General features: G+C 70.7%; 19 protein-coding genes and 1 pseudogene. 14 read left to right on the plus strand and 6 right to left on the minus strand.

All coding sequences use genetic code 11. From position 1 onward, the window contains the following. Positions 1 to 243, plus strand: a pseudogene (locus J4573_RS52785) (lipoyl synthase); the annotation flags it as partial. A gap of 77 nt (positions 244 to 320) precedes the next feature. Here the strand turns inward: J4573_RS52785 and J4573_RS52790 are convergent. Then, positions 321 to 1343 carry an MlaD family protein gene (locus J4573_RS52790; protein WP_208264077.1) on the minus strand — a complete coding sequence of 341 codons (1023 nt, stop codon included), beginning with the start codon at positions 1341 to 1343 and terminating at the stop codon, positions 321 to 323. A 215-nt stretch (positions 1344 to 1558) separates the two neighbouring features. Here J4573_RS52790 and J4573_RS52795 point away from each other — a divergent pair, with 215 nt between their 5' ends. The 5 genes from J4573_RS52795 (at position 1559) to J4573_RS52815 (ending at position 8567) form a co-directional block, all read left to right on the plus strand. Next, entirely contained in the window at positions 1559 to 3616 is a 2058-nt protein-coding gene (locus J4573_RS52795; RefSeq protein WP_208264094.1) for an ATP-dependent DNA helicase, read from the plus strand. 109 nt (positions 3617 to 3725) lie between these two features. Next, positions 3726 to 5288 (plus strand): alpha/beta hydrolase, encoded by a 1563-nt coding sequence (locus J4573_RS52800; RefSeq protein ID WP_208264078.1) that lies wholly within the window; start codon positions 3726 to 3728, stop codon positions 5286 to 5288. 26 nt (positions 5289 to 5314) lie between these two features. Further along, positions 5315 to 6646 (plus strand): TetR family transcriptional regulator, encoded by a 1332-nt coding sequence (locus J4573_RS52805; RefSeq protein WP_208264079.1) that lies wholly within the window; start codon positions 5315 to 5317, stop codon positions 6644 to 6646. Between the two features lie 56 nt (positions 6647 to 6702). After that, positions 6703 to 7476 carry an SDR family oxidoreductase gene (locus J4573_RS52810; protein ID WP_208264080.1) on the plus strand — a complete coding sequence of 258 codons (774 nt, stop codon included), beginning with the start codon at positions 6703 to 6705 and terminating at the stop codon, positions 7474 to 7476. Then, a complete protein-coding gene (locus J4573_RS52815) occupies positions 7476 to 8567 on the plus strand; it encodes an NAD(P)H-dependent amine dehydrogenase family protein (protein ID WP_208264081.1) in 1092 nt (363 codons plus the stop codon). The genes J4573_RS52810 and J4573_RS52815 overlap by 1 nt, the downstream gene beginning before the upstream one ends. Positions 8568 to 8580: 13 nt before the next feature. Here the strand turns inward: J4573_RS52815 and J4573_RS52820 are convergent, their stop codons facing one another. Genes J4573_RS52820 through J4573_RS52830 form a run of 3 tightly spaced genes read right to left on the minus strand, consistent with a single transcriptional unit; the run spans position 8581 to position 13233 of the window. After that, positions 8581 to 9792, minus strand: coding sequence for a pyridoxal phosphate-dependent aminotransferase (locus J4573_RS52820; protein ID WP_208264082.1), 1212 nt, complete (start codon positions 9790 to 9792; stop codon positions 8581 to 8583). Between the two features lie 55 nt (positions 9793 to 9847). Continuing rightward, entirely contained in the window at positions 9848 to 12379 is a 2532-nt protein-coding gene (locus tag J4573_RS52825) for an ABC transporter permease (protein WP_208264083.1), read from the minus strand. Further along, positions 12376 to 13233 (minus strand): ABC transporter ATP-binding protein, encoded by an 858-nt coding sequence (locus J4573_RS52830; RefSeq protein WP_208264084.1) that lies wholly within the window; start codon positions 13231 to 13233, stop codon positions 12376 to 12378. Before J4573_RS52830 ends, J4573_RS52825 begins: the two co-directional genes overlap by 4 nt. 197 nt (positions 13234 to 13430) lie before the next feature. Here J4573_RS52830 and J4573_RS52835 point away from each other — a divergent pair, with 197 nt between their 5' ends. The 4 genes from J4573_RS52835 to J4573_RS52850 all read left to right on the plus strand — a co-directional run bounded on the left by J4573_RS52835 (position 13431) and on the right by J4573_RS52850 (position 17824). Further along, on the plus strand, positions 13431 to 14168 hold the full coding sequence (locus J4573_RS52835; protein WP_307797564.1) for a TetR/AcrR family transcriptional regulator: 738 nt from the start codon (positions 13431 to 13433) through the stop codon (positions 14166 to 14168). 38 nt (positions 14169 to 14206) lie between these two features. Next, complete coding sequence (locus J4573_RS52840; protein ID WP_208264085.1) at positions 14207 to 15220, plus strand: AurF N-oxygenase family protein; 1014 nt, start codon at positions 14207 to 14209, stop codon at positions 15218 to 15220. Between the two features lie 2 nt (positions 15221 to 15222). After that, complete coding sequence (locus tag J4573_RS52845; RefSeq protein ID WP_208264086.1) at positions 15223 to 16788, plus strand: flavin-containing monooxygenase; 1566 nt, start codon at positions 15223 to 15225, stop codon at positions 16786 to 16788. A gap of 220 nt (positions 16789 to 17008) precedes the next feature. Next, positions 17009 to 17824: an SDR family NAD(P)-dependent oxidoreductase gene (locus J4573_RS52850; RefSeq protein ID WP_208264087.1), complete on the plus strand. Its 816-nt coding sequence runs from the start codon at positions 17009 to 17011 to the stop codon at positions 17822 to 17824. 20 nt (positions 17825 to 17844) lie between these two features. Here J4573_RS52850 and J4573_RS52855 read toward each other — a convergent pair whose 3' ends face one another. Further along, positions 17845 to 18969, minus strand: coding sequence for a PP2C family protein-serine/threonine phosphatase (locus tag J4573_RS52855; protein ID WP_208264088.1), 1125 nt, complete (start codon positions 18967 to 18969; stop codon positions 17845 to 17847). A gap of 325 nt (positions 18970 to 19294) precedes the next feature. After that, on the minus strand, positions 19295 to 20959 hold the full coding sequence (ctaD, locus tag J4573_RS52860) for an aa3-type cytochrome oxidase subunit I (RefSeq protein ID WP_208264089.1): 1665 nt from the start codon (positions 20957 to 20959) through the stop codon (positions 19295 to 19297). Positions 20960 to 21068: 109 nt separating this feature from the next. Between ctaD and J4573_RS52865 the strand changes: the two genes are divergently transcribed. From J4573_RS52865 to J4573_RS52880, 4 genes are all read left to right on the plus strand, one after another. Next, positions 21069 to 21569, plus strand: a complete 501-nt coding sequence (locus tag J4573_RS52865; RefSeq protein ID WP_208264090.1) for a 2-thiouracil desulfurase family protein — start codon at positions 21069 to 21071, stop codon at positions 21567 to 21569. A gap of 85 nt (positions 21570 to 21654) precedes the next feature. After that, entirely contained in the window at positions 21655 to 22833 is a 1179-nt protein-coding gene (locus tag J4573_RS52870) for a phosphatidylinositol-specific phospholipase C1-like protein (RefSeq protein WP_307797565.1), read from the plus strand. Between the two features lie 138 nt (positions 22834 to 22971). Then, entirely contained in the window at positions 22972 to 23991 is a 1020-nt protein-coding gene (locus J4573_RS52875) for an NADP-dependent oxidoreductase (protein ID WP_208264092.1), read from the plus strand. 9 nt (positions 23992 to 24000) lie between these two features. Continuing rightward, positions 24001 to 24774, plus strand: a complete 774-nt coding sequence (locus tag J4573_RS52880) for a maleylpyruvate isomerase family mycothiol-dependent enzyme (RefSeq protein WP_208264093.1) — start codon at positions 24001 to 24003, stop codon at positions 24772 to 24774. The last annotated feature ends 6 nt before the right edge of the window (positions 24775 to 24780 follow it).

Genomic DNA, 24780 nt, shown 5'->3' on the forward strand with positions numbered 1-24780 from the left:
ATCTCCCAAGCCCTGCGTGACCTGCACGAGGCGGGTTGCGAACTCATCACCATCACCCAATACCTGCGGCCCACCCCCCGCCACCACCCCGTGGAACGCTGGGTCAAGCCCGAAGAGTTCGTCGAACTCTCCGCCGAAGCCGAACAGATCGGCTTCGCCGGCGTCATGTCCGGGCCCCTGGTCCGCTCCAGCTACCGCGCCGGCCGCCTCTACAAGCAGGCCCTGAACAGCAGAACGCAGTAAACACGCCGATCTTGCTCTCAGCGCCCTTTCCAGGGGCGAATAAGGGCGCTGAGAGCAAGATCGGCGTGTTTCCGCGGCTAGGGGGTGGTGGCGGAGGGCGGGCAGAGGTCGACGAAGATCTGGCAGATGTCCAGGCGTTCGCGGCCGACCAGGGTGGCGGGGTGGTAGCCGTTCGGGCCCGGCGCGTTCATCGCGGCGCCGAGGCCGCCGAAGAACCGGTTCAGGCTGTCGATCAGCGTTCCGACCTGCTGGTTCTGCCCGGCCGTCACGTGGGCGACCTTGCCGGCGTCGTCGATCAGGCTCCCGGCGTTGCCGCCGTGGTCGTTCAGCCCGTCGCCGACGGTGGTGGACAGCTGCCCGGCCTGGTCCAGCAGGCGGCTGATCTTGTCCGGTTGCCCGGTGAGGATCGGGGCGACCGTGCCCGCGTCGCGGCTGGCGCCGACGATGGCGTCGCCGCGCCCGCCCAGGGTGCCGCCCAGGCCCGACACGTCGCCGATCATCTGCTGGAGGATCTGCCGGTCGGCGTACGTGCGGTCGACCAGGTTCGCGGAGTTGTCGAGCGTGCGCCGCAGCGTCGGCCCCTGGCCCGACAGGCCCTGCGAGAACGTGTGCACCAGCGTGACGACGTCCTGCGGGTTGAGCGCCTTGCTGAGCTCGTACGCGGGCCGCGCCGTCTCCGAGGGGTCGGAAGGGTCGGTGGTCTTGGCGATGGTCCCGCCGTCCGGAAGGTATGGACCGTTCCCGTCCGGGCCAACGTCGAGCTCGATCTCCTTCGGGCCGAACATCGACACCGGGTCGACCCGCGCCGCCGCCGAGACCGGGACGCGCACGCCCTTGTCGAGCCTCAGCCGCACGTTCACCCGCCCGTCGGGACGCAGCTTCACCGAGTCGACGCTGCCGACCGTGACGCCCCGGACCTTGATATCGGACCTAGCATCAAGCCCCTGACCGGCACGACCGAAACCAGCCGTGTAATACGTCGAACCACTGTGAGAATCGGAGGAGGCGACCAGTACGGTCGCCGCGCCGCCTGCCATCACGGCTGCTCCGAGGGTGGCGAAGAGGACCCGCGAACGGGTCGACAAAGCCGAGTCGGACATGGAGACTTCCCCTTACATGACCGCAAGCGGCCCGCGCCTGTAAGTGTTTGCTTGCATTATTCGGGGTAACCCGGGGCGCTGTGACCACCGGCGACGCGTGATCCTTCTCACGGGCGTGCGCCGCACCGGGACGCGAAGGGGCCGCGCGAACGGTAGCGTTGGGCGACGTGCCCGCCCCAGACCTGCTGTCCCACAGCGACACCCAGATTCCGGACATGGCGACCCTGCTGGCCGCCGCCGTCGAAGCGATCGGAGGGGCGGAGCGCCCGGGACAGGTCGAGATGGCGCAGGCCGTCGAACGTTCGATCGCCGCCAAGGAGCACCTGGCCGCGCAGGCCGGCACCGGCACCGGAAAGTCGCTGGCCTACCTCGTTCCCGCGATCCGGCACGCGGTCGCCGCACGCACCACGGTCGTGGTCTCCACGGCGACGATCGCGCTCCAGCGCCAGCTGGTCGACCGCGACCTGCCGCGCCTGGCCGAGGCGCTCGGGCCGCTGCTCGGCACCGAGCTGAAGTTCGCGATCCTCAAGGGCCGCCGCAACTACCTGTGCCTCAACCGGATCCAGACCGGCGCGCCCGACGACCCCGAGGACGGCTCGGAGTCGCTGTTCGACCCGCAGCAGCTCTCGCAGCTCGGCCGCCAGGTCAAGCGGCTGAACGACTGGGCCGACGAGACCACCACCGGCGACCGGGACGAGCTGGTGCCGGGCGTCAGCGAGCAGGCCTGGCGGCAGGTCGCGGTCACCGCCAAGGAGTGCCTGGGCGCGACGCGCTGCCCGCAGGGCACCGAGTGCTTCGCCGAGCTGGCCCGCGCCGAGGCGGGCGAGGCGCACATCGTCGTCACCAACCACGCCCTGCTGGCCATCGACGCGCTGGAAGAGTTCCAGGTCCTTCCCGAGCACGACCTGGTGATCGTGGACGAGGCGCACGAGCTGGTCGACCGGGTCACCTCGGTCGCGACCGGCGACGTGAGCGCCGCCGCCGTCGAGACCGCCGCGCGCCGCTGCGGCCGCCTCATCGACCAGGGCACCGCCGACCGCCTCAAGGCGTCCGCCGAGGATCTCGGTCTCCTCCTCGAGGAGATGCCCGCGGGCCGCATGGACGTCCTGGCCCCCGCGCTCGGCAACAGCCTCGCGGTCGTACGGGACTCCGCGCACGCCTGCCTCAGTTCACTCGGCCCGGAGAAGAAGGAGAACGACCCGGGCGACGCCGCCGCGCGCAAGGCCGCCCGCTCCGCGCTCGACGACCTGCACGACACCGCCGTACGGCTGATCGAGGCGTTCCGGCCCGAGATCGCCTCGCGCTTCGACGTCGTGTGGCTGGAGAAGCCGTTCGTCCAGGACGGCCGCCCCAAGCGCCCGCCGACACTGCACGTCGCGCCGATCGGGGTCGGCGGCCTGCTCCGCACGACCCTGTTCGAGAAGCGGACCGCGATCCTGACCTCGGCCACGCTCACGCTGGGCGGGTCGTTCGAGCCGCTGGCCCGCCAGTGGGGCCTGCCGCCGCTGGAGGCCCCGGCCGTCCCGGAGGCGCGTACGGCCGCCGAGGGCCTGGCCAAGACCGCCGACGACGAGGCGCCCGAGGACAAGAAGAAGGACGAGGAGATCCGCTGGTCGGGCCTGGACGCCGGGTCGCCGTTCGACCATCCCAAGGCCGGGATCCTCTACGTCGCCCGCCATCTCCCCCAGCCGGGCCGCGACGGGCTCGCCGACGCCTACCTGACCGAGATCACCGAGCTGATCGAGGCGGCGGGCGGCCGGACGCTCGGCCTGTTCTCCTCGATGCGGGCCGCGCGTCAGGCCGCCGACGAGCTGAAGGACCACCTCTCCCACCCGCTGCTGTGCCAGGGCGAGGACTCCACGTCCCAGCTGGTGAAGCAGTTCTCCGAGGACGAACGGACCTGCCTGTTCGGCACCCTGTCCCTCTGGCAGGGCGTGGACGTGCCCGGCAAGTCCCTCCAGCTGGTGATCATGGACCGGATCCCGTTCCCCCGGCCCGACGACCCGGTCTCCTCGGCCCGCCAGCGCGCGGTCGCCGCCCGCGGCGGCAACGGCTTCATGGCCGTGGCCGCCACGCACGCCGCTCTCCTGCTCGCCCAGGGCGCGGGCCGTCTGCTGCGTTCGATGGACGACCGGGGCGTGGTCGCGATCCTCGACCCGCGCCTGGCCACCGCCCGCTACGGCGGGTTCCTCAAGGCCTCGCTGCCGCCTTTCTGGGCCACCACCGACCCGGAGATCGTCCGAGGCGCCCTACGCCGCCTCGATGCCTCCTGACCTGGCCTGACCCGGGGCTGGCCTGGCCCTGAGCGGTACGTACCGAGCGGTCGGTCACCGCACGTAGCATCGTGGGCGATTTGTCCACTTTCGTGCTCATGGAGGTGTCGTGGGCCGCCGTTCCCCCCTCGGCCTGGGCCTCAGCCTCGCCGCGAGCCTCGCCGCCCTGGCGATGCTCACCGGCTGCGTCACCGTCACCGGATCACCCACCGTGACCAACCGCGACTCGAACGGCGGTGCCCGCCCCGGAGCGCCGTCGATCGACGCGGCGGCGATCACCCAGCGCTTCCACGGCCGGCACCTCAGGTGGCGCGGCTGCTCGGGCCACCCCGGCTTCCAGTGCACGACGATCAAGGTGCCGCTGGACTACACCCGGCCGTCCGGACCGACCCTCAAGCTGGCCGTCAACCGGCTCCGCGCCACCGACCGCGAGCACCGGATCGGGTCCCTGATCACCAACCCGGGCGGCCCCGGCGGCTCGGGCCTGGACTACGCCTACGGCGCCAAGAAGTCGATCGACGCCAAGGTCCGCGCCCGCTACGACGTGATCGGCATCGACCCGCGCGGCGTCGGCCAGAGCTCCCCGGTGAAGTGCCTGACCGACAAGGAGCTCGACCGCTACTACGCGATCGACTTCACCCCCGACAACGCCCGGGAGAAGGCCGCCCTCCGCGCCGCCAACAGGCGCTTCGCGCAGGCCTGCCAGCGCCGGTCCGGCAAGATCCTGCCGTACATCGGCTCGGACAACGCCGCCCGCGACATGGACATCGCGCGCGCCGTCCTCGGCGACAAGAAGCTGAACTACCTCGGTGTCTCGTACGGCACTGAGCTCGGCCAGGTGTACGCCGCCGAGTACCCGGCCACCACCGGCCGCCTCGTACTGGACTCGGTGGTGGACGCCAGCGCGGTCAACGACGGCAACGACACCACCCAGGCGGCCGCCGTCCAGCGCACGTTCGACGCGTTCCTCGCCGACTGCGTCAAGCGGTCCGACTGCCCGCTCGGCCGCAGCAAGACCGGTGCGGCCAAGAAGGTCGCCGCCCTGCTCAAGCAGCTCGACAAGAAGCCGATGCGCACCACCGCGGGCCGTCCGGCCACGCAGACCGACGCCCAGACCGCGATGCTGGCGGCCACCTACACCAAGGCCGCCTGGCGCGACCTGCGACTCACCTTCAAGTACGCGCTGCACGGTGACGGCCGGGGCTTCCGCATCATCGCCGACGGCTACAACGGGCGCAGCCGGAGCGGCCACTACGACCCGATGCAGCCTGCCAACATCGCGATCAACTGCCTCGGCACGCCCGCCGCGGTCCGTACCAGTACGGCCGACGACGCCTACGCGGCCAAGGTCGCCAAGGTCGCCCCGTTCTTCGGCGGCGTGTACGCGGCGACCCCCTGCACGAGCTGGACCGCGCCGCCCACCAAGAGCACCGCGCCCATCACCGCCAAGGGCGCGGCCCCGATGCTGCTGCTCAACAACACCGGCGACAACGCCACCCCGATCGAGTGGGCGCACGACGTCATCGGCCGCCTGCGGAACAGGTCGGTGCTGGTCACCAACGACGGCGTGGGCCACGGCGTCTACGGGCGCGGGCCCTGCGTCGGCAAGGCCGTGGACACCTACCTGCTGGCGGGCACGCTCCCGAGCCGCCTCAGCTGTGAGGACGCCTGATCACCCGAGTGCCGTAGTATCCGAGAATGACTTCCGAGAATCGCGGTGCGAAGCCCACGCCGCTGTCCGCCGCCCACTCGGATCTCCTCGACGACTACGCCCGCACGCTGAACGAGGCGTCCCTGGCCGCCGACACCCGGCGCACCTACATCTCCCGCGTCCGGATGTACCTGGCCTGGCTCGACCAGGCCCAGGACTTCGGTCCGGATCCGCTCAGCGACCCCGCCGCCCGCGACCAGGCCGTGCGCGCCTATCGCGATCATCTGCTCCCCCACCGATCGGTGCGCTACAGCGACAACGCCCTCGCCGCGCTGGACCACTTCCACATCCACATGGGCCTGGGCAGGGCCGCGATCGACCGGACCGGCGTTCCGAAGACCGAGCCGAGGCCGCGGCTCGGCGACGACGTCCGGGCCGTGTGGCTGGAGGCGGTCGACGCATGGCCGTCGGCGCGCGATCGGCTGCTGACGCTGGTCCCGCTCCACGCGGGGCTGCGCATCGGTGAGATCGTCGCGCTCGACCACGCGGACGCGGAGACCCTCGCCGCCCATGGAGGCCTGGCCGAGCCGCTGCGCGCATGGCTCAAGGAACGCGAGACCTGGCCGAACACCGACGCCGCACTCTTCCTCAACAGCAGGGGCGGCCGGCTCTCGGTCCGGGGCGCCGCCGCCGTCTTCAATGCCGTGAGCAGTGCCGCGGGCCTGGCCGGCCAGGTCACCGCCGACACCTTCCGTACGACGCCCACGACGCCCACGACGCCGACGCCCGAGCCGCCCAGGGTGGTGCGGCGCGTTCCCGGGGGTGACTCGCTGCCGGGGCGGCAGCAGGAGCGGCGCGACCGGATCGTGGACGCGGCGATCCGGCTGATGGCCGCGGTGGACTACGACCGGATCCAGGTCAGGGACGTCGCGGAACGGGCGGGCGTCGCGCTCGCCACGCTCTACCGCTACTTCGCCTCCAAGGATCACCTGTTCGCGTGCGCGCTGACGCGGTGGGCGTCGGGCTTCGAGGATCGTCTCGCCTATCCCGCCGGGGCGAGCACGGCCGAACGGGTGACCGCCGTCTACCGCCGCGCGGCCCGGGCGTTCGAGGGCGAGCCGCGCGTCTACACGGTCCTGACCCACCTCGAGAGCAGCCGGGACGAGCGCGCGGCGGAGATCTACCAGGCGTTCGTACGCGCGCAGAACCGCGCGTTCGCGACGGCGCTCGCCGACCTTCCGGCGGACGAGCGCGACGACGTCTGCTGGCTGATGGGCGCGGTGCTGTCGGAGGCGCTGCGGGCACGGATGCTCGGGCAGCTGGACATGCCCGGGGTGTACGCCAGGATCGGCCGTTCCGCCGAGCTCTTGCGCGGATGAGACTCTCGTTCTAGTCTCGCGTTCCACTTCTCGAATTCTCGGTCAGGAGCGCGCGCATGCTTCAGGGAAAGACCGTCATCGTGACCGGGGTCGGCGGCGGGCTCGGCCGCGAGTGCGTCGCGGCGGCGCTGCGCGAGGGCGCGAACGTGATCATGGCGGCGCGGACGCAGGCGACGCTCGACGCGGTCGCCGCCGAGCTGGATCCGAGCGGGGAACGGCTGGCCGCGCAGGCCGCCGACATCACCGACGAGGCCGCCTGCGCCGCGGTGGTAGAGCTGGCCACCGAGAAGTTCGGGTCGGTGGACGCGCTGATCCAGGTCGCCGCGTTCGAGATGGCGTTCGGCGGCCTGTGGGACTCGCAGTTCAAGGACTGGCGCACCGCCTACGAGACCAACGTGATCGGCGCGCTGACCCTCATCAGGCCGGTCGCCGAGGCGATGAAGGCCAAGGGTGGCTCGATCGTCCTCATCGGCTCGCAGTCGATGTTCAAGCCGCAGCTGCCGCAGGCCGGGTACGCCGCGTCCAAGGGCGCGCTGCTGTCGACCATGTACTACCTGGCCGACGAGCTGGGGGAATACGACATCCGCTGCAACATGGTCGTCCCGTCGTGGATGTGGGGTCCGCCCGTCCAGCTCTACGTCGACATCCAGTCGCAGCAGAAGAGCATCACCAAGGACGAGGCGCTGCAGGAGATCGTGGCGGACTTCCCGCTGCGCCGGATGACCGAGGACGGCGAGGTCGCCGACGTCGCCATGTTCTTCGCCTCCGACCACGCCAAGGCGGTCACCGGCCAGCACCTGCTGGTCAACTCCGGGGAGATGATGAGCTGATGGCCGGTCCGGAGTCGCCGCGGCGCAAGCGTGTGGTCATCTGGGGAACGGGCTTCGTCGGCAAGCTGGTGATCCCCGAGATCGTCCGGCATCCCGGCTTCGAGCTCGTCGGCGTCGGGGTGAACGATCCGGCCAAGGAGGGCAAGGACGCGGGCGAGATCAGCGGCATCGGCCCGATCGGGGTCGCCGCGACGAGCGACGTCGACGCCCTCGTCGCCCTGCGGCCCGACGCCCTGGTGCACTACGGCCCGACCGCCGCGTACGCCGACGACAACATCCGCGTGATCGGGGCGTTCCTGCGCGCCGGGATCGACGTCTGCTCGACCGCGATGACCCCGTGGGTCTGGCCGTCGATGACGCTGAACCCGCCCGCCTGGGTCGACCCGATCACCGAGGCGTGCGCGGCCGGCGGCGCCTCCTGCTTCACCACCGGCATCGACCCGGGGTTCGCCAACGACCTGTTCCCGATGACGCTGATGGGCCTGTGCGGCGAGGTCCGGTCGGTACGGGCCCTGGAGATCCTCGACTACGTCAACTACGAGGGCGACTACGAGAACGAGATGGGCATCGGCGAGCCGCCCGAGTTCACCCCGCTCCTGCAGCACCCCGACATCCTGGTGATGTCCTGGGGCGCGACCGTGCCGATGATCGCGCACGCGGTCGGCATCGAGCTCGACGAGATCACCACCACCTGGGACAAGTGGACCACCGACAAGCCGATCACCACCGCCAAGGGCGTCATCGAGCCCGGCCGGGTCGCCGCCATCCACTTCACGATCAACGGCGTCTACCGCGGCGAGACCCGCATCCAGCTCGAACACGTCAACCGGCTCGGCCCCGACGCCGCCCCCGGCTGGCCGCGCGGCACGCAGGACGACGTCTACCGGGTCGAGATCGAGGGGTCGCCCTCGATCACCCAGGAGACCGCGTTCCGCTTCACCGACGGCTCGGGGCGCGACGCCTCGACGGCCGGATGCCTGGCGACCGGGCTGCGCGCGCTGAACGCCGTCCCGGCCGTCAACGCGCTGCCGCCCGGCTGGGTCACCCCGCTCGACCTGCCCCTGATCCCCGGCGCCGGCACCATCCGCTAGCGATCGCGAGGAGTCAGCGGCGGCGCGTCTCCAGGAAGTCGGCCATCCGGGCGATGGCCTCTTCCAGGTCGTCGGCGTACTGGAGCGTCACGACCCGGAAGTGGTCGGTGGCGGGCCAGTTGAACCCGGTTCCCTGGACGACGAGGAGCTTCTGCTGCTCCAGCAGGTCGAGGGCGAAGCGCATGTCGTCCTCGATCGGGTAGACCTCGGGGTCCAGGCGCGGGAAGACGTAGAGCGCGCCCTGCGGCTTGACGCAGGAGACGCCTGGGATGTCGTTCAGCAGTTTCCAGGCGCGGTCGCGCTGCTCGCCCAGGCGCCCGGTCGGCAGCACGAGGTCGTCGATGGACTGGTGGCCGCCGAGCGCGGCCTGGATGGCGTGCTGGCCCGGGACGTTCGGGCACAGCCGCATGTTGGCCAGGATGTCCAGGCCCTCGATGTAGGACTCGGCGTGCTGCTTGGGCCCCGACAGGACCATCCAGCCCGAGCGGAAGCCCGCGACGCGGTAGTTCTTGGACAGGCCGCCGAACGTGAGGCAGAGCAGGTCGGGCGCCAGCGCGGCGATCGAGTGGTGCTCCGCGCCGTCGTACAGGATCCGGTCGTAGATCTCGTCGGCGAAGATGATCAGGTTGCGGCGGCGGGCCAGCTCGATGATCTGTTCCAGGACGGCCTGGGGGTAGACCGCGCCGGTCGGGTTGTTGGGGTTGATGATCACGATCGCCCGGGTGCGGTCGGTGATCTTGGCTTCCATGTCGCCGAGGCCGGGCGCCCAGTCCTGCGCCTCGTCGCACAGGTAGTGCACGGGGGTGCCGCCGCCCAGGCAGGTCGCGGCCGTCCAGAGCGGGTAGTCGGGCGCCGGGATGAGGACCTCGTCGCCGTCGTTCAGCAGCGCCTGGAGCGTCATCACGATCAGCTCGGAGACGCCGTTGCCCAGGTAGACGTCCTCCACGTCCAGGCCCGCGAAGCCCTGCTCGGTGTAGCGCTGCACCACGGCGCGACGGGCGGGCAGGATGCCCTTGGAGTCGCTGTAGCCGTGCGCCTCGGGCAGGTTGCGGATCATGTCCTGCACGAGCTCGGGCGGCGCCTCGAAGCCGAACGGGGCCGGGTTGCCGATGTGCAGCTTGAGGATGCGCTGCCCCTCGGCCTCCAGCTGCTTGGCCCGCTTGAGCACCGGGCCGCGGATGTCGTAACAGACGTTGGTGAGCTTCTGCGACTGGGTGACCTGCATGGAGACACATTAATCGAGACTCCTTGATCGCCCTTGCGGGGCGCCTTGATCGTTCTCAGGGGGTGGCGATGGCGGTGAGCGCGGCCAGCCGGGCGGCGCGGCGGGCCGGGCGGATCGCCGCCAGCACCCCGGCCACGGCGCCGACCAGCGCGACCACCGTCATCGGCACGACCGGCGCGGCGAACGGGTTGCCGAGCGCCCGGGTGAGCGCCCAGCCGAGGAACAGCCCGAGCCCGAGCCCGCCCGCGGTGCCGAAGACCGCGACGATCACCGACTCCCAGCGGACCATCGAACGGACCTGGGACCGGGTCGCCCCGACGGCCCGCAGCAGCCCGAGCTCCCGCGTCCGCTCGTGGACCGACAGCGACAGGGTGTTGGCGATGCCCAGCAGCGCGATGATGATCGCCAGCGCGAGCATCGCGTAGACGATGCCGAGGAAGGCGCTCATCTGCTCGGTCTGGGCGGCCACGTAGCCGTCCCGGTCCTGCACGTCGGGCGCGCCGTACGGCTTGACGATCGCCTCCGTAGCCCGCCGCGCGTCCGCCGCAGAGGCGCCCGGCTTCAGGTCGGCGAACACGGCCAGGTCGAGCGGCTGCTTGGTGTGTTCCGCCCATGCCGTACGGGGCAGGACGTAGTCCCCGGCGACATCGCCCTTCCTGTAGATCGCGCCGATGGTGAACGGCTGCCGCGTGCCGTCGGCGAACGTGACCGGCACGGCCGTACCGACCCGCCAGTGGTTGTCGTCGGCGACCTTCTTCGACACGGCCAGACCCGCGCCGCCGCCCGCGCCGCCGCCGACACCCGCCAGGCTGCCCGACCTCACGTCCAGCGCCAGCACCTGGCCCAGCCGTGCCGGGTCGGCGATCCGTACGGTGACCTTGTCCTCGCCGACCTTGGCGTCGCCGCGTCCGAGCCCGGCGGCCGCCGCCACCTGCGGCAGCCGCGCGACCTGGTCGGCGACCGCCGGGCTGAACCCGCCGGAGTCGTTGGTGCCCCCGTTGACGACCAGCGACCCGTGGAACGACCCGGCGACGCCGTCCTCCACCGAGGCCTTCAGCGACCCGGCGAAGACCGTCATCAGCGTGACGACGCCGACCCCGATCATGAGCGCGGCGGCGGCCCCGGCGGTGCGGCGCGGGCTGCGGGCGGCGTTGTCGCGGGCGAGCGCGCCCGCCACCCCGCGCAGCCGCGCGGCCGGCGCGCCAGCGATCGCCGCGGCGGGACGGGCCGCGATCGGGCCGAGCACGATCATGACGGCCAGCGTCATCAGCGCGCCCGCGCCGGTGATCTGCATCGATCCGGTGAGGGCGCCCCAGACGACGCCGCCGACCGACACCGCGGCCAGCACGGCGCCGATGATGATCCGCGACTCCGACGGCCCCTGCCGTTCGGCGGCCACCTCGCGCAGCGCTGCCAGCGGGGCGACCCGGGAGGCCCGTACGGCCGGGGAGAGTGTCGCCAGCAGCGTGACCAGCAGGCCGGTCGGCAGCGCGATCAGCACGGGCGTCGCGGTGAACACCAGACCCTGCTCGTCCAGGCCCATCCCGAAGCCGGCGAACACCAGCTTCAGCAGCGCGGCCATGCCGAGACCGCCCGCCAGCCCGGCCAGCGTCGCGATCACCCCGACGACCACCGCCTCCCCCACGGCCAGCGCGCCGAGCTGCCCGCGCGAGGCGCCGAGCGCGCGCAGCAGCGCCGACTCGCGGGTGCGCTGCGCCAGCGTGATCGCGAACGTGTTGTGGATGCTGAACGCCGCCACCAGCAGCGCCACCACCCCGAACGCCGCGAGGCCGATGCGGAACGCGCGCAGGAACCCGTCGGAGACCTGGTCCACGCCCTCCTTGGTCAGCTTCGCGCCGGTGATCGCCTCGGTCCCGGCGGGCAGCACGCCGCGGACCCGGGCCGCGAGCGCCTCCTGCGAGACGCCGCCGTCGGCGCGGACGGCGACCCCGGTGATCCGGCCGCTGCCCTGCGCGACGTGCCGCCGCGCGCCGTCGGCCGAGAACGCGGTGAACGTGGTCTCGCCGAAGGCGTCCTCGTCCCCGAACCTGCTGATCCCGACGACCGTCACCGGCACCCGCTGCGGCGTGAGGACCGACGTACGGTCACCGACCCGCAGCTTGCCCTGCTCGGCCGCCAGCTCGGTGATCACGATCTCGTCGGGCGCGCTCGGCGCCCGGCCGTTCACCAGGTGATAGGCGTTCAGCTTGGGGTCGGTGATCCAGTTGCCCGCGACGCGCGGGCCCCGCGCGGCCAGGTTCTTGCCGTCCTTGCCCAGCAACTGCCCCGAGCCCTGGATGACCGGCTCGGCGTGGGCCACACCCGGCACCCCGGCGACCGTGTCCAGCACCGAACCGTCGATCTGGCCGCGCAGCTGGCCGGGCGAGTTCGTCACCTGCGTCGCGTTCCGGACGCTCACGTCGGTGTCCGCGTAGGCGTTGGCGAAATAGCGGTCGATGCCCTTGGACATGGTGTCGCCCAGCACCAGCGTTCCGGCGAGGAAGGCGACGCCGAGGAACACCGCGATCAGCGACCCGGCGAGCCGCCGCCGGTGCCCCCACAGCTCCTTGGCCGCGAGCCCGATCATGACAGCTCTCCCATCCGGTCCAGGACGCGGCCGGGCGTGGGCCCGGACATGACGTCGACGACCCGGCCGTCGGCCAGGAAGACCACGGCGTCGGCGTGCGCGGCCGCGACCGGGTCGTGGGTGACCATGGCGACGGTCTGGCCCAGCCCGTCCACCGCGTTCCGCAGCAGCGTCAGCACCTCGGCGCCGGTACGGGAGTCGAGGTTGCCGGTCGGCTCGTCGGCGAAGATGATCTGCGGCCGGGTGACCAGCGCGCGGGCCAGCGCGACCCGCTGCTGCTGCCCGCCCGACAGCTCGGCGGGCCGGTGCCCGAGGCGCTCGCCCATGCCGAGCGTCGCCACCACCGTCGCCAGCCAGTCCTCGTCCGGCCTGGTCCCGGCCAGCGTCAGCGGCAGCGTGATGTTCTCGCGCGCGGTCAGCGTCGGGATCAGGTTGAACGCCTGGAACACGAACCCGATCCGCTCGCGGCGCAGCCGGGTGAGCCGCCGGTCCGACAGCGCGCCGAGCTCCTGGTCGCCCACGTACACCCGGCCGGACGTCGCGGTGTCCAGCCCGGCGACGCAGTGCATCAGCGTCGACTTCCCGGCGCCCGACGGCCCCATGATCGCGGTGAACCGGCCGCCCGGCAGCTCGACGCTCACGTCGTCGAGCGCCCGCACCGCCGTGTCGCCGGCCCCGTACACCTTCCTCAGCCCGACCGTGCGAGCCCCGCCCGCCGTGCGGGCCCCGCCCGCCGCCTGCCCGCCTTCGACCGTCCCGTGTCCGCCCGCCGCCTGCCTGTGTCCGGCCGGCTCGTGCTCGACCGCTCCGGTCTCCTCGGCGATGGACCTTCGTGCCTCTGCTCCGTTTCCCATGCCGGGATGCTCTGCCCGCGGCACCGGGGGCGTCGTCGGGCCAGCGGAGGTATCGGGCCTGCGCCCTGCGGAGCATCCCGCGCCCGGATCGGTACGCCCCACGCCGTACCGACGAATCAGACCGGATGTCCAATTGTGATGCGGACAACATACAAGCAGGCTTGCTTGCTTGTTAGTGCGCTCGTACCGTCGTAGGCGTGTCAGTAAGTAGTCGCCGACGGCATTCGCGCAGGCACGGCAGCTCCGGGAGCCGCCGCCGCACCCAGGAGGAGCGGCGGTCGCAGACCCAGCAGAGGCTGCTGGACGCCACCATGCAGTGCCTGGTCGAGCTCGGCTGGTCCGGTACGTCCACGACCGAGGTGGCGCGCCGGGCCGGGGTCTCGCGCGGCGCGCAGCAGCACCACTACCCGACCAAGATGATCCTGGTCGCCGCCGCGCTGGAGCACCTGCTGGAGCGCCAGCGGCTGGCTTACGAGAGCGCGTTCGCCGTGCTGCCGCCCGAGCGGCGCAACGTCGAGGGCGCGCTGGACCTGCTCTGGGAGGTCTTCCGCGGCAGCCCGGCCCGCGCCCTGATGGAGCTGGCCGTCGCGGCGCGCACCGACGACGAGCTGAAGCCCATCTGCAGCAACCTGAACGAGCGGATCCTGCAGGTCATCCTCGAGACGTTCGAGCGCCTGTTCCCCAAGCCCGACCTGCCCGACGGCTTCGTCCCGACGATGCTGCGCGGCGTGTTCGCGATGTTCGTCGGGCTGTCGCTGCAGAACGCGCTCGACGACGACGCCGAGGGCCACCAGGAGGCCGTGCTGACGCAGGTCAAGAGCGTCGCACGGCTGATCATCCCCGACCCCGGGCCGCCTCCGGCTCCGGAGGCCGTGTTCACCCCGCCGCCCACTCCCGACGCTGACACCGATCCCGACACAGACATCTCCGGCTGAGCCTCAAAGCCGCCCGCACCACCCTAGGGAGCCCCCGAATGACGAAAGCCCCCACCGAACTCGCCGAGGAAGTGCGCGAGCAGGTCAAGGACAAGAAGTCCTACCTGGGCGTCATCGACCGCCTGAACAAGGCCTCGGTGGACAAGCACTGGGAGGCCTACGCCGACATCCCCTGGGACGACCCCGAGCTCCAGGTCGACAAGAACGACCCGCGCTGGATCCTGCCGCCGTTCGACCGGCTCGGCGAGACCGCCTGGTACCAGTCGCAGCCGCCGGAGATCCAGGCGCAGATCGGGCTGTGGCGGGTGGCCACCGCGATGAAGATCGGGCTGCAGTTCGAGAACCTGCTGAAGCGCGGCCTGCTGAACTACGCCTACCGGCTGCCGAACGGCCGGCCGGAGTTCCGGTACGTCTACCACGAGACGACCGAGGAATGTCACCACGGGATGATGTTCCAGGAGTTCGTCAACCGCACCAAGATGCCGATCAAGGGCATGCCGAAGGCGCTCAGCGCCGTCGCGCAGGTGGCGCCGTGGATCCCGCTGGTCAACACCGAGCTGTTCTTCGTGTTCGTGCTCGGCGGCGAGGACCCGATCGACTACGTGCAGCGCAAGTCCCTCAAGGGCGGGCACATCAAGCACCCCCTCGAGGAGACCATCATGAAGATCCACATCGCGGAGGAGGCCCGGCACATCTCGTTCGCCCGGCACTACCTGAAGCACCGGGTGCCGAACATGAACCCGCTGCGCCGCCGGATCCTCGGCGCGGTCACCCCGGTCATCCTCGGCGTGATGGCGCGCATCATGCTCTCCCCACCCGGACCGATGGTGCGGCACTTCAACATCCCGAAGGACGTCGTCCGCGAGGCCTACAGCGACAACCCCGAGGCCAAGGCCGAGATCTGCGCCTCCGTCGGCAAGATCCGCGACCTGATGGCCGAGCTCGGCCTGATCAACCGCCGCAACAAGCAGGTCTGGAAGGCGTTCGGCATCTGGGACACGCCCCAGGTCAAGGGCGCGGCCCGCAACGCCAAGTCCGCGAAGGCCGCCTGAGAATGGCGGCGGTCACTCCCGCTGTGGTCACCCCGGCGGCCGGGCCCGGGCAGGCCTACAAGGTCGTGATCGTCGGGACCGGGTTCTCCGGGCTCGGCATGGCGATCGGGCTGAAGAAGGCCGGGATGCACGACTTCGTGATCCTGGAGAAGGCCGACGAGGTGGGCGGCACCTGGCGGGAGAACACCTATCCCGGGTGCGCCTGCGACATCATGTCGCTGCTCTACTCCTACTCGTTCGAGCCCAAGGCCGACTGGTCGCGGATGTTCCCCCGGCAGGAAGAGCTGCTGGAGTACATCAAGCACTGCGTCGACAAGTACGACCTGGCCCAGCACATCCGGTTCGAGGCCGAGGTGACCGGCGCGGAGTACGACGACGCGACCGACACCTGGCAGGTGGCGGTCTCGGGCGCGGGCACCGAGCCCGGCGAGATCGTACGAGGCCGCGCGCTGGCGGCGGGCATGGGCCCGCTCCACCAGCCGAACATCCCCGACCTGCCCGGCCTGGCCTCGTTCGAGGGCACGACCTTCCACTCCGCCGAGTGGGACCACTCCTACGACCTCACGGGCAAGCGGGTCGCGGTCATCGGCACGGGGGCGTCGGCGATCCAGTTCGTTCCGCAGATCGCCAGGAAGGTGCGGTCGCTGACGCTGTTCCAGCGGACGCCGCCGTGGATCATGCCCAAGCCCGACCGCCGCGTGACCAGGGTCGAGCGGACGCTGTTCAACCGGGTGCCGGGCGTGCAGCGCGGCTACCGCAACGGGATCTACCTGCTGCAGGAGAGCTTCGTCCTCGGCTTCAAGAACCCCGGCCTGCTGAAGGCCGCGAGCAACATCTCCCGGTGGCATCTGCGCCGCCAGGTCGCCGACCCCGAACTGCGCCGCAAGCTCACCCCCGACTACACGATGGGCTGCAAGCGGACGCTGGTGTCCAGCGACTACTACCCGGCGCTCACCAGGCCGAACGTGGAGCTCACGACCGAGGGCATCGCCGAGATCCGCGAGCACTCGATCGTGACGCGCGACGGCCGCGAGCACGAGGTCGACGCGATCATCTTCGGCACCGGCTTTCACGTGACCGACGCGTTCGAGCACGCGCACATCGTGAGCACCGGCGGGCTGAAGATCCAGGACGCGTGGCGGGACGGCATCGAGGCGCATCTGGGCGTCAGCGTGGCCGGCTTCCCGAACCTGTTCCTGCTGCTCGGCCCGAACTCCGGCCTCGGCCACAACTCGATGATCTTCATCATCGAGGCGCAGATCAGGTACGTGCTGCAGTGCCTGGAGATGGTCGACTCGGCGGGCGCCGGGCGGATCTCGGTGCGGTCCTCGGTCCAGGACCGGTTCAACGAGTGGGTGCAGCGCAAGTCCGAGGGCGCGGTCTGGGTGGCCGGCGGCTGCACCAGCTGGTATCTGGACAAGAACGGCGTGAACCGGGCCGCCTGGCCCGCCTCGACCGTCAACTACTGGCTCCGGACCCGGCGCCTGTCCCCCGCCGACTTCCAGGTCGAGGGCGCGGCGGCCAGGCCGGCCGCCAGCACGACCGGCGCCGAATCCGTGGGGGCCTGACAAAAGTCCTTGGCGGTCTGACAAAGCGTTCGGGCGCCTTTGTCATTCGCCCCACAACCTGGGCGGTTGCCATCGCGGTGACCGCTACCGGCCAGTAGACTTCACCCTAATTGAACATCGGATCTAATTAAGCACGCCGCGACCTCCGGGCCGGGGTCACTCCCCCCCGACCCCGGCCCGGGACCCTCGGCGGAACCACAGAACGAGCGGAGAGCGCGCAATGAGCATCGCGATCGTCACCGGCGGCGCATCCGGCATCGGCCGGGCCATCGCCACGTCCCTGGTACGGCGCGGCGACACGGTGATCGTCGCCGACCTCAACGCCGCGGGCGCCGAGCAGGTGGCCGACAAGCTCAACTCGCTCGGCGAGGGCAAGGCGTCGGCGGCCAAGCTGGACGTCACCGACGCCGACGCGGTCGCCGCGCTCTACCAGGGCGTGAAGACCGAGCACGGCTCGCTCGACCTGGTCTTCAACAACGCCGGCATCTCGATCGGCGGCGCGGCCGAGGAGCTCACCCTCGACCACTGGAACCGCGCCATCGACATCAACCTCAAGGGCGTGGTGCACGGCGTGCACGCCGCGTACCCGATCATGCTGGCGCAGGGCGCGGGCCACATCGTCAACACCGCCTCCCTCGCGGGCCTGGTGCCGATGCCGCTCGGCATCCCCTACACCGCGACCAAGCACGCCGTCGTCGGCCTGTCACTCGGCCTGCGCGCCGAGGCCGCGGGCCGCGGCGTCAAGGTCAGCGTGGTCTGCCCGAGCTTCGTCGACACCCCGCTGCTCACCAACGTCAACCCGGACCTGCCGGAGACCTCGATGAGCGGCGACGCCAAGGGCGACATCCAGAAGGCCTCGCCGCGCCTCTACACGGCCGAGAAGCTCGCCCGCGACGTCATGCGCGGCGTCGCCAAGAACCAGGCCCTCATCGTCGCCCCGGCGCACGGCCGCGCCGCCTGGCGCGGAGCCCGCCTCAACCCGGCCGCCGCCGTCAAGGTCGCGGGCATGGCCGTCGGCCGCCTCCGCAAGTCCTGAACAACCCGCCGATCTTGCTCTCAGCGCCCCTTCGCATGCCTGTCGAGGGCGCTGAGAGCAAGATCGGCGTTTTCGCCGGCTGTGGTCTGTCTGGGAACGAGCTGATCGGTTGGCCCGGCGTCGAGCAGCAGCATCGCCGCGTCGTCGTCGAGACGGCCGCCCGCGTGCGCCTTCAGCTGAGTCTCCAGCGCGTCCACCAGGCCACGGGCGTCGTGGCCGTACGAGCCGGACACCCGTTCGGTCAGCGGGAAGAACCGGCCCGCGGCGTCGCGCGCCTCGCTCACCCCGTCGGTGTAGAGCAGCAGCCGTTCGCCCGGCCTGAACGTGATGGTGACGGGCGCCCAGCCACCGTCGCCCATCCCCATCAGGCCGAGCGGCGGGGCCGGGCAGAGCGCCTCCACGTACGACACCGACCCGCCCGCCAGCAGCAGCGCGGGCGGGTGACCGCAGCTGATCAGCTCGGCCCGCCCGCCGGACGCGGGGATCTCGACCAGCAGCGCGGTCACGAAGTCCTCGTCGCCGCCGCGCGCGGCCAGGAACGCGTCCAGCCGCAGCGCCACCCCGGACAGGGACCGCTCGTGGTGGGCCAGTTCGCGGAACGCCCCGAGCACGTCCGCGGCCTTCTCCACCGCCACCAGCCCCTTGCCGCGCGCGTCGCCCATGATCAGCCGCACCCCGTACGGCGTGCTGAGCACGTCGTACAGGTCGCCGCCGACCTGGGCCTGCGCGGTCGCGGCCAGGTAGCGGACCTGGACCGACACCGGCCCGAGCTCCAGCGGCACCGGGCGCAGCAACGCGCGCTGCATCGTCCCGGCCACCGCGCGCAGGTCGGCCTGCGCGGTGTCGCTGTCGCGCTGGCGGCGGCACGCGAGCCACATCATCATCGTGGTGTAGACGATGCCGATCGCGCTGGTGACCACCACGACGGGCTGGCCGGACCAGTGCAGCGCGCCCAGCGGGATCGCGACGGCCGAGGTCAGCCAACCGGCCGCCAGCGCACGGCAGGGCCGTACGGGATCGAGCATGGCCGTCGCCGGCACCGCGGCCAGCAGGGCCATCACGGTCTGGCCGGGTGGGAGCACCCCGTCGAGCAGCACCAGCGCGGACAGCACGAACGCGGTGGCGACGAGCATTGCGATGGGCATCGGGGTGTTGCTTCCGGCCCGGAGCGCACGGACCGAAGGGAGCATGCAGGATCACCGTCCTCGTGGACAAGGTGCCCCGAAGTGGATGACAGTAGCCGATTGTAATCGGGCGGCCACAAGACTGATGAAGGTTACCGGAGAACCACTGCTTGAACACGGAACGTGGTGGACGACGCGCAGTTCCGTCGCCCGACACCTCCCAAGCAGAGCATTTCGGCGGCCCGGGGGCACCCACGCGCAAGTTGCCGCAGCCGGGCCGCCGCTGGACGCCCCGGACCGCCCCGGACCGGCTCAGCCCGGCTCAGCCCGGCTCGCGTCGCTGTGGCTACTCCGGCGAGGGGCGCTTGGCCTCCTCGACCTGCAGTTTCGGATAGTGCAGGTCGAACGCGGGCCGCTCGGAACGGATCCGCGGGATGGAATGGAAGTTGTGGCGCGGCGGCGGGCATGATGTCGCCCATTCGAGGGAGTTGCCGAAGCCCCAGGGGTCATCGACCTCCACGCGCTTGGCGTGCCGGGCGGTCCAGTAGACGTTGTAGATGAAGAACAGCGTCGACACACCGAGGATGAACGCCCCGGCGCTGGACACCCGGTTGAGCGTCACGAACTCCTTCGGATAGTCGGCGTACCGGCGCGGCATGCCCTCGGCGCCGAGGATGTGCTGCACGAAGAACGTGGTGTGGAAGCCGATGAACAGGAACCAGAAGTGCAGCTTCCCGAGCGTCTCGTTCAGCATCTTGCCGGTCATCTTGGGCCACCAGAAATAGAAGCCCGCGAACATCGCGAAGACGACCGTTCCGAAGACGACGTAGTGGAAGTGCGCCACCACGAAGTAAGAGTCCTGGAGGTGGAAGTCCAGCGGAGGCGAGGCCAGGATGATGCCGGTCAGCCCGCCGAACAGGAACGTGACCAGGAAGCCCACCGCGAACAGCATCGGTGTCTCGAAGCTGAGTTTCCCTCGCCACATTGTGCCGACCCAGTTGAAGAACTTCACCCCTGTCGGCACCGCGATGAGGAACGTCATGAAGGAGAAGAACGGCAGGAGCACCCGGCCGGTGGTGAACATGTGGTGCGCCCACACCGCCATCGACAGCCCCGCGATCAGGATCGTCGCGCCCACCATGCCGAAGTAGCCGAACAGCGGCTTGCGGCTGAAGACAGGGATCACTTCTGTGATGATCCCGAAGAAGGGCAAGGCGATGATGTAGACCTCGGGATGGCCGAAGAACCAGAACAGGTGTTGCCAGGTCAGCGCGCCCCCGTTCGCCGCGTCGAAGACGTGCGAGCCGAACCGCCGGTCCGACTCCAGCACCAGCAGCGCCGCCGCCAGAATCGGGAACGCCAGCAGCACGAGCAGGCTGGTCAGGAAGATGTTCCAGGTGAAGATGGGCATCCGGAACATCGTCATGCCCGGCGCGCGCATCCCGATGATCGTGGTGATGAAGTTGACCCCGCCGAGGATCGTGCCGAAGCCCGACAGCGCCAGTCCCATGATCCACATGTCGGCGCCGATCCCCGGCGACCGGACCTGGCTGGTGAGCGGCGAGTACGCGGTCCAGCCGAAGGCCGCCGCGCCGCCCGGCGAGATGAACGAGGCGAACACGATCAGCCCGCCCAGCAGGAACAGCCAGTAGCTGAACATGTTGAGCCGTGGGAACGCCACGTCCGGCGACCCGATCTGCAGCGGCATGATCACGTTCGCGAACCCGACGAACAGCGGCGTCGCGAACAGCAGCAGCATCACCGTGCCGTGAATGGTGAACAGCTGGTTGAACTGCTCGTTGCTCACCAGCTGCAGGCCCGGCTGGGCGAGCTCGCCGCGGATGACCATGGCCATCAGGCCGGCCAGCAGAAAGAACACGAACGACGTCGACAGGTAGAGATAGCCGATCACCTTGTGGTCGGTGGTCGTGATCCAGGAGACAATGACCGAGCCCCGGGGGCGCTTCGGCGCGGGCGGTGCCTCGGGAAGTGAACGGCCGAGCAGGACCATGCCGGCTCCCTGTGCGAGGGGTCCTGTGCGAAGGATCCTTTCAACTATTCGCCAGTGGCCATTGAGACGCAAGACACATCACTCATCCATCCCGAATACCCTTAGGGGCGTGGAACGGATTCTGGTCAGTGCCTGTTTGCTAGGGCGGCCTGTCCGCTATAACGGCGCAGGTAAACGGCTCGGCGACGCGCTTTTCGAACGGTGGCGCGCGGAGGGCCGGCTGGTCTCGTTCTGCCCGGAGGTCTCCGGCGGCCTCCCGGTCCCGCGCCCACCCGCCGAGATCGTCGCCCGCCCCGGAGCAACCGGCGGCGGTGCGGTGCTGGACGGGACCGCGCGCGTCGTCACCAACACCGGCGTGGACGTCACCGAGGCGTTCCTGCGCGGCGCCCGCCTCGCCCTGGAGGCCGCCGAACGCGCGGGCGCCCGGATGGCGGTCCTCAAGGAGGGCAGCCCGTCCTGTGGCGGGCTGCGCGTCCACGACGGCACGTTCTCCGGAACGTCGGTCCCCGGCACCGGCGTGACCACCGCGCTGCTCGAACGCGCCGGCATCCGCGTCTTCGGCGAGGACCGGCTGGACGAGGCCGCCGCGCACCTGGCGACCCTGGAGTGACCTGGCACGTTCCAGCCCCGTTCACGGGATGATCATGAAGGCGATCGATCCTCGAATCGACGTCCGATCGCCCCGAGGAGGGTCCGTGCAGGTCAGCTCCCCCGTCCTACGCCATCCACGCCGCCTGGCCGGCGTGGCCGTCGCCCTGCTCGGCGGCCTCGCGTCCATCGCCGCCACCCAGCCCGCGAGCACCGGGCACGGCTCGCCCGCCGTACGGCTCAACCAGGTCCAGGCGATCGCGACCCACAACAGCTACCACCGCGAGCTCACCAGCGCCGAGAAGGCCGTTCAGGCGACCCGCGACCGCAACTGGTGGAACCTGGAGTACTCGCACGCCTCCCTGCCGGTGCAGTTCGAGGCGCAGCGCGTCCGTTCGATCGAGCTGGACGTGTTCCCCGACCCGCAGGGCGGGCTCTACCGGAACCCGATCGTGCGGAAGGAGGCCGGGCTCGGGCCGAACCCCGACGCCGACCTCGCCAAGCCCGGCTTCAAGGTCATGCACTGGGCCGACCACGACTACGGCACCTCCTGCTCGACGCTGGTGAAGTGCCTGCGGCAGGCCAAGACCTGGTCGGACGCCAACCCGAAGCACGTGCCGATCCCGGTGCTGCTGGAGCTGAAGTCGACCGACCCCGCGTACGAGCAGCTCGGCGGCCCGCGCAGCCCGCGCTGGGACGTCGACCTGATGGACAGGCTGGACGCGGAGATCCGTTCCGTCCTCGGCGACAAGAACATCATCAAGCCCGACGACATCCGCCGCCCCGGCCGCACGCTCGAAGAGTCGGTGCTGAAGTACGGCTGGCCGTCGCTGGAGAAGTCGCGCGGCAAGTTCATGTTCCTCATGGACAACAACGCCACGGAGATCCAATCGCCGTACCTCAACGGGCACCCCAACCTCGAAGGCCGCGTCCTGTTCACCAACGCGGTCCCCGGCCGGCCCGACGCCGCGTTCGTCGAACGCAACGTGCCGACCGGCGAGGACAACCTCGACGCCATCCGCGACCTCGTGCGGCGCGGCTACTTCGTGCGCACTCGCGCGGACGAGCCGTTCAACGAGGCCAGGAGCGGCGACACCTCCCGGCTCCAGGCCGCGCTCGCCAGCGGCGCCCAGGTCGTCAGCACCGATTTCCCGGTCCCCGGCCTCGCCGCCCGCTACGGCAGCGACTACGTCGCCCAGCTCCCCGGCCGGACGGTCGCGCGCTGCAACCCGGTCAACGCTCCCCGCAGCTGCCGTACGCCCCGCCTGGAGCCCGCCACCCGGTGAGGGCGTCTCCTTCACGATGTGCTGACGGCCGCCACCGGCCGATCTACCGCCGAAGATCGGGCAAGGCGGGCGCTTCGTCCTATCGTCCAAAGATGACCGTTTGGTCCGCTCGTTTGGACTCACCGAGGAGGCGCCACGATGAAGGCCGTACTGGCAGATGAGCACGGGAGCGCGGAGGTCCTGCGAGTAGCGGACCTTCCCGTGCCTCAACCGTCCGAGGGGCAGATCCAGGTGCGGGTCGCCGCCGCGGCCCTCAACCCGGCGGACCTGAAGATGCTGGCAGGACCGACGCCGCTCCATTTTCCCCATGTGCCCGGCTCTGACTTCGCGGGAACGGTCAGTGAGATCGGCCCAGGAGTGAACCGCTTTTCGGTGGGCGACGAGGTGTTCGGCTACGCGTTGCCGACTCCCGACGCTGCAGGCTTGGTCTCCGATCCGCCCTCGGTCACCACCGGCACGATGGCCGAGTACGCGGTCTTCGAAGCCGACACCCCAGCCCTTGCGTTCCGCCCGGAAGCCTTGCCCGCCGCACGAGCCGCCGCCTTGCCCACAGCGGGTCTGACCGCTCTACCGGTCATACGAGCCCTTGAGACATCCCGCCGAACCGACTCCCCTGACCGCGGCAAGACCGTAAAGGTGCTGGTGATCGGTGCCGCGGGCGGAGTGGGCAGCGTGCTCGTCCCGCTGCTGGCCGAGGCCGGAGCACACGTGATCGCGACCGCGCTCCTGGAGGACCAGGAATACGTCCGCCGGCTCGGCGCGCGCGAGTTCATCGACTACTGGGCCGTCGACACCATCGACGAGACGCTGAGACGCCACCCCGACGGCGTCGACGCGGTCGTCAACCTGGGACTGCCGGGCGACAGCCTCACCTACGCCGAACGCGCGATCCGCCGCCGAGGCATCCTGCTGAACGTCACCTTCCCCCAACCCGACCCCGCGGACTTCCGCGCCGACCTCACCGTCGAGACCCTCCTAGCGTGGGCGGGGCCCGGCGACCTGGACGCGCTGGCCGAGAAGGCCGCCGAGGGCGTCATGCCCGACACCGCAGGCCGCGTCTTCGCCCTCGGCGAGGGCGCCGAGGCCTACGACGTCCTCCAGAACGAGCACACCCGAGGCAAGATCATCGTCGTGATGCCCGTCGGAGACGGCCGCTAGGCTCGCCCGGTGTCCACACTGAGCCACGAACGCCGCTGCGACGAGATCGTTGCCCAGACCGACCTGCTGCGGTCCACCATCGCCGGAGCGGACCTGACGACGCCCGTCCCCTCCTGCCCGGACTGGAACACCGGCCAGCTGCTACGGCACCTGGGCGGCGGCCAACGCTGGGCCGCGAGGATCGTACGAGACCGAGCACAGGAGCCCATCCCCGACGACCACTTCCGCGACCTGTCGCCCTACGCGAACGAGGAACCCGACGTCGTGGGCCCCTGGTTGTCCGAAGGCGCGGCCATGCTGGCCGATGCTCTCCGTTCCGCCGGGCCGGACGCGGACGTCTGGACCCCTGTACCCAACTCCCGCTCGGCCTTCTACGCGCGTCGCTTCACCCACGAGACCCTCATCCATCGCGCCGACGCCACGCTCGCCCTGGGCGCGGAGTTCGTCGCCGATCCGGAGGTGGCCGAGGACGCCTTCGACGAGTGGCTGGAGCTCGGGGCGCTCCCGGTGATGCTCGAATACAACCCTGGCGTACGCGAGTTGCTCGGCCCCGGCCGGACGCTGCACTTCCACGCCACCGATGGTGATGGAGAGTGGGTCGTCGACCTCACTGGCGACCTCATCACCTGGCGCCGCGGGCACGAGAAGTGCACGGTCGCAGTGCGAGGCCCGCTCACCGAACTGCTCCTCGTCCTCTACCGCCGGCACTCCACCGAAGGCGTAGAGGTCCTGGGCGACGCGAAGCTGCTGGACTTCTACCTGGAACGAGTCTCGTTCGGCTGACCCCTG

Source organism: Actinomadura barringtoniae, from assembly GCF_017573505.1.
Taxonomy (GTDB): Bacteria; Actinomycetota; Actinomycetes; order Streptosporangiales; family Streptosporangiaceae; genus Spirillospora; species Spirillospora barringtoniae.